The sequence below is a fragment of the Fulvivirga sp. genome (assembly GCF_040220315.1).
GTDB lineage: Bacteria > Bacteroidota > Bacteroidia > Cytophagales > Cyclobacteriaceae > Fulvivirga.
Genome location: NZ_JAVJUY010000105.1, coordinates 1 through 6802 on the forward strand (window position 1 = coordinate 1; position 6802 = coordinate 6802).

A 6802-nucleotide genomic window follows, 5' to 3' on the forward strand; every position below is an offset into this window, starting at 1 on the left:
TAGAAATTTTTCAGCTGGAACTTGAATCTGGAAATGCTGCCACAGCCCTTGCCGAACCCAACACAGTAGTACTCACTAAAAAAGCAGCAATAAAGCTCTTCGGCAATAACGATCCTATAGGGCAGGTGATAGATATGGATAGAATTGGCGAGTATAAGGTTACGGGTGTAATTAAAGACAATAACGAAAAATCCCACATCGTTTATGAAGCACTGGCCTCTTTTTCTACCACTCAGTTATTAGAAAAAGATTCATTATTACACAAATCGAATAATACGTGGGAGGTTAATACCTCCGGCTGGACATATATTGAGTTGGAAGAAGGCAAAAGTGCTAATGAAGTTCTAAAGTATCTTGCAGAAATTGATGAAGAGTATTACGCTGAAAATGAAGATGTAGACTATCGCTTTCAACTGCAGAACCTTATTGCTATCAATCCCGGTCCGCTATTAGGCAACCAAATTGGTCCGGGACTACCCATGTTATTTGTTTACTTTTTAGGAGGGTTGGCACTTATTGTAATGATCTCAGCATGCTTTAACTATACTAATTTAAGCATTGCTAAATCGATTAATCGTGCTAAAGAAGTGGGTGTCAGAAAGGTGTCTGGTGCACTTAAGGGTCAAATATTTACCCAGTTTATCATAGAATCTGTATTAATCTCACTATTCAGCTTAGTTGTAGCTTATGCACTCGTGGTAATTATTGAACCGGCCTTTGCTAGTTTAAGCCTCGCTACTATGCTTAAATGGAACCTTTCATTTAGTCCGGCAGTAATTGCTACTTCAGTTGCTTTCGCATTAGGCGTTGGGCTTTTGGCAGGATTGCTTCCTGCATTCCTTCTATCAGCATTTCAGCCTATTAAGGTTTTAAAAGATTTTAGTTCTATGAAGCTTATGTCAAAAATGGGACTTAGAAAAGCATTGCTCACTGGCCAATTGGCATTATCTCTTTTCTTTATACTATCAGTAATAATACTTTACAAACAATTAAACATACTGGTTTCATCTGACAAGGGTTTTAAAACAGAGAACATCATTAATATCCCTCTTGTGAGAACGGATGGCCAGGCATTTAAAACTGAACTGGAGAAACAGTCAGCCATTGAGCAAGTAACATTAGCTTCTCACCTACCGGCTGCGGGTACCACCTATGGCGAAGGCTTTAAAAGAAATCTGTCTGATGAAGAATCTGAACTGTTCTACTATGTTGTAGATGAAAATTACATCGATGTTATGGGTCTTAAATTGGTGGCTGGGAGAAATATCAATCCCGAGGCTAATTTGAAAAATGAGCATGAAATTATCATCAATGAAAAGGCCATTGAAACATTCAACTTTGAAAATAAACACGATGCACTTGGCAAAGTAATTTATGATGAAGACTCCTCGGAAATTAGTATTGTTGGCATCATCCAAGATTATAATCACCAAAACTTAACAGCCGAGATTAAACCCATGGCTTTAAGGTACATCCCCACACGGTTTCATCTTGCTCATGTTAAACTTAACTCTCAGAATAAGGAAATTGCAATTTCACAAATTGAAAGCTCGTGGAAAACCGTGAATCCATTAAAACAATTTACTTATGGGTATATGGAAGATGATATTAACGAGTTTTACGACATGACTTTCGGTGATCTCACAAAGATAATCGGGGTTTTTTCTTTTCTTGCCCTTTCAATTGCAAGCTTAGGGCTACTAGGCATGGCCATTTATAATACCCAAACCAGGGTGAAAGAAATAGCTATCAGAAAAGCATTAGGGGCATCAGATAATCAGGTGATTTATATACTGTCTAAAAGTTTCGGGACATTGTTGCTATTATCTATTGTAGTAGCCATTCCGCTAACCGTTGTTGTTAATAATTTATGGTTAGAGTCAATTGCATATAGGGTAACGATCTCACCAGAAATTATCCTAACAGGCACATTTATATTATTGATAATCAGCGCCCTAACCATTGGCTCTCAGACAATTAAAACTGGAAGGATGAGCCCTGCGAGTAATTTAAAAAATGAATGATGTTGTTTTGTGAATCGAATGCCTCCCAGCTTCGGCTGGTAGGTGTTTATTCAAAATAAGATGACGTTCTCTCTTCTGTAGAATTTTTGGCAAATTCTGCCACCTTGTTCAATCGTATGTTCTTAATCAGGTTTCCATCGGGGCTTTTCCAAACACCTCTAATTTCTCTCGCAAAATCCAACTCTTCAGAAACAACCCTTGCCTCCACAGCGGCAACATAGTTGTTGTCAGAATCATATACAATTACTCCTAAACCCGCTTTGTCAGCAGATAGTCTGCCTCTGATTAAGAAAATATCGCCTGAGTTAATTACCATATAAGAGCCGGAAATTAAATAGCCGGTTAATTGAATGTTTAACTCAATTTTTTCATTGCTACCTAAATTACCAGAATAATAAAACCTCGTATTGGAAGCTGCAGGGTCATCTACTTGTGCATGAACACTTGTATTAAGCAGTAAACTAACTACTATCAAGAATGAGGTTACTATAGATTTTATCGAAATCATAAGATTTGTAGGGTTAAAAATACCCTTAAATTAGCTTTGTTACAATGGTAGTTCTGAATTCGAATGGTGAAAGATATTAAAAAATTGGCGATCTCTTGTAAGAAAAAAGAAATTAAGCATACAATTCACGTAAACTAAGGGAGATAATTGGGCAAGAATCAGCAAGAATTTCTTGAAATGATTAATGAATATCAACGTGTTATTCATAGTGTTTGTCGTTTGTATACTAACAATACAATTGAGCACGAAGATTTGTTTCAGGAAATTTTAGCCCAATTATGGGTTGGGTATCAGCGGTTTAATTTTGAATCTAAAGTATCTACCTGGATTTATCGCGTAGCGCTTTACACCTCCATTACTCATATAAAAAAGGTAATGCGCAGCAGAGAAGCCCTTAACGAAGTAAATATTGCACAATTCGATAGCCAAACGGATACTGAAACAGATGAAGAACTATTGAAAATGGCAATTAAGAAACTATCCGAATCTGAAAGAGCATTTATTGTGCTCTATTTGGATGATTTGAGTTACAAAGAGATGGCCGATATTTTAGGCATCAGCGAAAGTAATGTAGGTGTGAAACTCAACCGTATAAAACAGAAATTAAAAACCATAATGACCTGAGCAATGGAACTCGAAGAATTAAAGAATAAAGTACAGAAGGATGATATCAAATATAGTTCTCAAGAGCTTGAAAGCATATTTGAAATAAAAACTCTTTCAACAGTTCAGCGAATTAACAGAACAATGTTGATTGATGCACTTGTTATGACTGGATTGACAGCTCTGCTTGTTGGGGTTACTTTTTATTTGGGATTGAAAAGTAGGTACGTGGTAAGTAGCCAAATTATAGGTGCAGCAGCTATACTGCTAGTTCACTACAAAATAAAATACAGATTAATTAATGTCTTCAACCCAAACCTGAGCATTGTTCAGAATTCAGAAAGAACTTATAAATATCTTAAAAGATATTGCTCGGCCTATTACATCATTGTTCCTCTTCTAACTGTAAGTCTTGGCGCCAATCTATATTTACAATTAAACTTAGATTGGTCAACTATTGCAGTATTCTTAGTTATACTAGGGATGGCGATTATTACCTTGGCTTGCACCCATCTGATTATAAAAATCATTTATTCCAAACCAATAAGCAGGATTAAAGCGATAATTTATCAATTTAATAATATCGATATTTAGTTCTTTGTGTGTGAAAGCTTAAGTGATATAAAAAATTGCAATAGCAATACCAACAAAAATAATAAGTAGATACCCGATAATATATGAGATTAGCCCTTTAAAGAAATTCCATAACTTATTACCCTCATAGGTCATGCTACTCACGTAGGCAAAAAATATGAAATTGAAAATCGCGACTTCATTTTGAATTGAATAATCAAAAAAGTACAAAAGAAATAATGATAAAATAGAAATAATGAAAACCTGAGCATTACTGTAAACCAACACTACTAAGTGTTCTATATAATTAAAGCCCTTTTTTCTGAAGAACAAGAGTTGCGGAATTGCAATTAATGGCAGAAGTGCAAATGTCATTAATCTAAAATTATTCGACATCCAATTCATCATATCTTCACTGAATTGTTTCTGTTTTTCCGTTTGTTGTTGGTCTTGCCCCATAAGATCCTGTGTACTTTGTGTTAGTTCACGCATATCAATATCCATTAATGACATTAATAGAATAAACACAGTAAGCATCCAAAAAATATAGGCAACAGGTCCCATATAGTAGGTTCTGTTTCCATTAATGTAAGTATTTATTACCCTACCAGGTTTGGTGAACATATGAATCAACGTATGGCTAAACTTAGTATCAAACCCAAAAACACGCTGATAAAATTCTTGAAAAACAGTCTGAAATGTTAGCCTTTTTTTGCTTACAGGATTGCCGCATTTGTAGCAATATTTTCCCTTTAATTCTTCACCACAATTAATACAACTAGTTGATTCCATAATTTCAAATTAAACAACAAGATACTAATTGATAATAAAATTTAAACACGTTTCTATTATTTCGTATTTGCTATATTTGAAACCATGGAGCTATTCTTAGAGCCATCCACCTGGGTGGCATTACTGACACTTACTTTTTTAGAAATTGTACTTGGAATTGATAATATCATTTTCATTTCCATTGTTTCCAATAAACTTCCAGAATCTCAGCAGGCTAAGGCCAGAAATATAGGGCTTTCAATGGCGCTTATCTTTAGAATCGGGCTGTTGATGGGGATCACCTATATCATCACTTTTACAGAACCACTTTTCTCTGTTTTCGGCCATCCTTTCAGCGGCAGAGACTTGATACTACTTGGCGGTGGAATATTCTTAATCTTTAAAAGCGTGATGGAAGTGCATCATAAAATGGAAGGCGTTGAAAGCGAGGAGCAAGAAAATAAAAAGAAATTTTCACTGGCAACTGTCATTGCCCAAATTATTCTATTGGATATTATATTTTCGTTTGATTCAATTTTAACAGCTATAGGTTTAACTGAACATCTGATACTTATGGTATTGGCGGTAGTTATTTCGATGATAGTTATGATGCTCTTTTCAGGAAAAATCAGTGCGTTTATCAGTGGCCATCCTACATTAGAAATACTTGCATTATCGTTTTTAATTCTTATTGGTTTTATGTTAGCTGTAGAGGCATTGGGATATCATGTACCAAAAGGGTATATCTATTTTGCCGTATTCTTCTCCTTAATAGTAGAGTTAATTAATATTAAACTAAGGAAAACTGGCGAGCCTGTTAAGCTAAAGAAAGGATTTAGAGGTTAGGCTTATTCTATCTCTTTGGCTTTTGAGCAATTAACAAATAGAACGTTTCCAATGCTATCATAACCTTCAAATAGTTTATGCTCAAGCTGCTTTATAGCCTCTTCCCTGAACCCTAAAATGGTCAGATCGGCATCTACAGACTTCTTATTGATAATGTCTTTAATTACAACATCTTCTTCGTGTTGAATAAACTTAATATTATTGGGTGAGATTGGCAGCCGCCCTTGTTTTATAATACTCACTAAATTTTCCTCTTCCGAAACCATGTCCTGCTTACTCACAACTGCGAATATCTTTATTTCTGCATCACGCCAGTCTTTATGCCCCATAATAATATAGCCCAGTAAGATCATTAAGCTACTGTTTTTCAAATCATTTGGCGTAAGCCAGATATGAATTTCGTGCATAAAACCAAATTCTTTGTCAGAGGAACCAAGGAGGCAGATGTCAAACTCTGCAGCTTTTACCATTGTGAAATTATCAATGATGTGGTTTAGGTTTTCAGGTTCGTTTTTTGAATACTCAAATAGAATCATATTGATTTCTTTACCTGAAACACTTGGTAATTGCATGGACTGCGCAACTGCACTAGTAAAAGAGGGTGAAATAAGCGTATCAACATATACATTACTTCGACTGATTCCTGTTGCTTTAAGAAGCCTTTTCAATTCATTGCGCGCTCTTTCATTTGAATCTTTAGATAAATAGCCGTTAATGTAGTGTATATATGTGCCGAAACCATACCGATGGGAAAGCCATTTCATTAATTGAAATGCCGAAGGCCGGTTAAAAAAATCATCTGAAATACAGATCATAGAAGGTCGCCAGTTCTCCTCTCCTTTATCCACTTTTTGAAGAAAGACCTGAAGCTGTCTGCTTATTTGAAATATAACCCCCTGAAAAATTTTGGCCAGTCCTTCTTTACTTTTACTTGTGTGGGTTATAAATATGTAGATCAAGGTCATCATTATAATTGAAATGATGGCATACTGAGTATTCATTTTAAACATAAGGTACACACACAGTAGTGCTCCTAACAATGAGATGTACCATTTCGATTTAAATGAAGGCCTGTATGAAGGGTCTGCTGCAAAATGCTGCAAGAAAGAAATCAAACAGAGCGACCCATAGGTAATCATAAAAAACATGGAAATAACTTCCGCCACTACGTTTACATCACCTATCCCTACAAAAAGTAGGGCAATGACGCCAGTTAAGATGGTTGCATTAACAGGATCATTCGTTCCGGCTTTGCCTTTAGCCAAATATGCGTTAATCCTCATGAGAGGAAAAACCCGATCACCGGCCAGTGCCTGTAGCGTGCGAGGCGCGACCAATATGCTTCCTAGCGCGGATGATATTGTTGCACATGCCAAACCAATAGGTATGATCGGTCCCCAAATGGCAATGTCCATCATGATGAGCTGATTGTCAACTAAGTCATCAGGCGAGGCTGAATGAGCCATTTTATACCCAA

The 6802-nt window shown here is 36.0% G+C and carries 7 protein-coding genes; 4 read left to right on the forward strand and 3 right to left on the reverse strand.

The window, feature by feature from the left end; all coding sequences use genetic code 11:
- A partial coding sequence (locus RLO81_RS04805; RefSeq protein ID WP_350108008.1) for an FtsX-like permease family protein occupies positions 1-2024 on the forward strand: 2024 nt, incomplete at its 5' end.
- 46 nt (positions 2025-2070) lie between these two features.
- Here the strand turns inward: RLO81_RS04805 and RLO81_RS04810 are convergent.
- Positions 2071-2532, reverse strand: a complete 462-nt coding sequence (locus tag RLO81_RS04810) for a hypothetical protein (RefSeq protein WP_350108011.1) — start codon at positions 2530-2532, stop codon at positions 2071-2073.
- 147 nt (positions 2533-2679) lie between these two features.
- Here RLO81_RS04810 and RLO81_RS04815 point away from each other — a divergent pair, with 147 nt between their 5' ends.
- Together RLO81_RS04815 and RLO81_RS04820 are read left to right on the forward strand one after the other, a co-directional pair.
- Positions 2680-3156 carry an RNA polymerase sigma factor gene (locus tag RLO81_RS04815; RefSeq protein WP_350108014.1) on the forward strand — a complete coding sequence of 159 codons (477 nt, stop codon included), beginning with the start codon at positions 2680-2682 and terminating at the stop codon, positions 3154-3156.
- Positions 3157-3159: 3 nt separating this feature from the next.
- Positions 3160-3729, forward strand: a complete 570-nt coding sequence (locus RLO81_RS04820; RefSeq protein ID WP_350108017.1) for a hypothetical protein — start codon at positions 3160-3162, stop codon at positions 3727-3729.
- Positions 3730-3747: 18 nt separating this feature from the next.
- On the opposite strand, the gene RLO81_RS04825 is transcribed toward RLO81_RS04820, so the two are convergent.
- Positions 3748-4500, reverse strand: a complete 753-nt coding sequence (locus RLO81_RS04825; RefSeq protein ID WP_350108019.1) for a DUF3667 domain-containing protein — start codon at positions 4498-4500, stop codon at positions 3748-3750.
- An 84-nt stretch (positions 4501-4584) separates the two neighbouring features.
- Between RLO81_RS04825 and RLO81_RS04830 the strand changes: the two genes are divergently transcribed.
- Positions 4585-5325, forward strand: coding sequence for a TerC family protein (locus RLO81_RS04830; protein ID WP_350108021.1), 741 nt, complete (start codon positions 4585-4587; stop codon positions 5323-5325).
- A gap of 2 nt (positions 5326-5327) precedes the next feature.
- Here RLO81_RS04830 and RLO81_RS04835 read toward each other — a convergent pair.
- Positions 5328-6802: amino acid permease (locus RLO81_RS04835; RefSeq protein ID WP_350108024.1), on the reverse strand; the 1475-nt coding region annotated here is incomplete at its 5' end.

Excerpts from the sequence above, each read along its gene's own strand:
- RLO81_RS04810 (WP_350108011.1), bottom strand. The coding sequence starts at position 2,532 with ATGATTTCGATAAAATCTATAGTAACCTCATTCTTGATAGTAGTTAGT.
- RLO81_RS04830 (WP_350108021.1), top strand. The coding sequence starts at position 4,585 with ATGGAGCTATTCTTAGAGCCATCCACCTGGGTGGCATTACTGACACTT.
- RLO81_RS04820 (WP_350108017.1), top strand. The coding sequence starts at position 3,160 with ATGGAACTCGAAGAATTAAAGAATAAAGTACAGAAGGATGATATCAAA.
- RLO81_RS04825 (WP_350108019.1), bottom strand. The coding sequence starts at position 4,500 with ATGGAATCAACTAGTTGTATTAATTGTGGTGAAGAATTAAAGGGAAAA.